Below are 1,185 nucleotides of genomic sequence, written 5' to 3'. Positions count from 1 at the left end.
GGTGAGGCAACCTGCCCGAACCCCGGGAAGGAGCCAGCCGCCGAAGGTGGGGCAGATGATTGGGGTGAAGTCGTAACAAGGTATCCCTACCGGAAGGTGGGGATGGATCACCTCCTTTCTAAGGAGCTCTTTTTGAGCAGAACGATGATTTTCTCGGGTCGCGGTTGTTCACTCTTCAGTTTTGAAGGAATATGACAAAAAATCTCCATTATCCCGGGATAATGGAGATTTTTTGTTTTTCCTGGTAGAATAAGGGTTGTCATAATTTAAACAATACAAAAAAATGGAGAGGAATGGCTGGATGGCTGGATTTTTGAATTGTGACTGGGACAAAGTGCTTCAGGAAGAGTTTGAAAAACCATATTTTAAACAACTGTGGGAATTTGTGATGAATGAATACGAAGAACATACGGTTTATCCCGAAAAGGAGGATATTTTTTCCGCATTAAAACTTACTTCTTATCAGGAAACCAAAGCGGTGATTATTGGACAGGATCCCTATCATGGTCGTGGGCAGGCTCATGGACTAAGTTTTTCAGTAAAGCCGGGAATCAAGCAGCCGCCTTCATTAAAGAATATTTTTAAAGAGTTGAAAGATGATCTTGGATATGAGGTGCCAAATCATGGCTACCTGGAAAAATGGGCAAGGCAAGGGGTTTTATTGTTAAATACGGTGCTGACCGTACGTGAGAAAAAGCCCAATTCACACAGGAACAAGGGATGGGAACTGTTTACTGATCAAGTGATTAAGTCGCTCAATGAGCGCGAGAAGCCGGTTGTTTTTATGTTGTGGGGAAAGCATGCGCAAGCCAAAAAGAAGTGGATTGATCCTTCCCGTCATTATGTGATTGAATCGGCACATCCCAGCCCGTTTTCAGCACGGAATGGCTTTTTTGGAAGCAGGCCTTTTTCCAAAACAAATGCAATACTGCAAAGCATTAATAGAGAAACGATTGACTGGGAGATCCCTGATTTATAGATAAACAGCCGCCAGTATCCTGGCGGCTGTTTCCCCGATTTATCCGGTCTGAGGGAATTGGGTATAATTTTTTATAAAAAAAAGGGAGGCTGTTGACAAAAGAAGGTCAACAGCCTTTTTTGTTGAATTAAAATATAAAAGCATCCCGAAGGAAGGTTTTACTATGTTCAGAACGAACACATCCAGAGAATTTCAACAAGAAACCG

1 protein-coding gene and 1 rRNA gene are annotated in these 1,185 nt (G+C 42.6%); both read left to right on the top strand.

From position 1 onward, the window contains the following. Positions 1-118, top strand: a 16S ribosomal RNA gene (locus tag H2C83_RS17520); the annotation flags it as partial. Positions 119-301: 183 nt separating this feature from the next. Beyond that, entirely contained in the window at positions 302-979 is a 678-nt protein-coding gene (locus tag H2C83_RS16990; protein WP_181742357.1) for a uracil-DNA glycosylase, read from the top strand. The last annotated feature ends 206 nt before the right edge of the window (positions 980-1,185 follow it).

The organism is Thermoactinomyces mirandus (assembly GCF_013868055.1).
Classification (GTDB): domain Bacteria; phylum Bacillota; class Bacilli; order Thermoactinomycetales; family Thermoactinomycetaceae; genus Thermoactinomyces; species Thermoactinomyces mirandus.
This window is presented reverse-complemented; position numbering and strand designations above follow the sequence as displayed.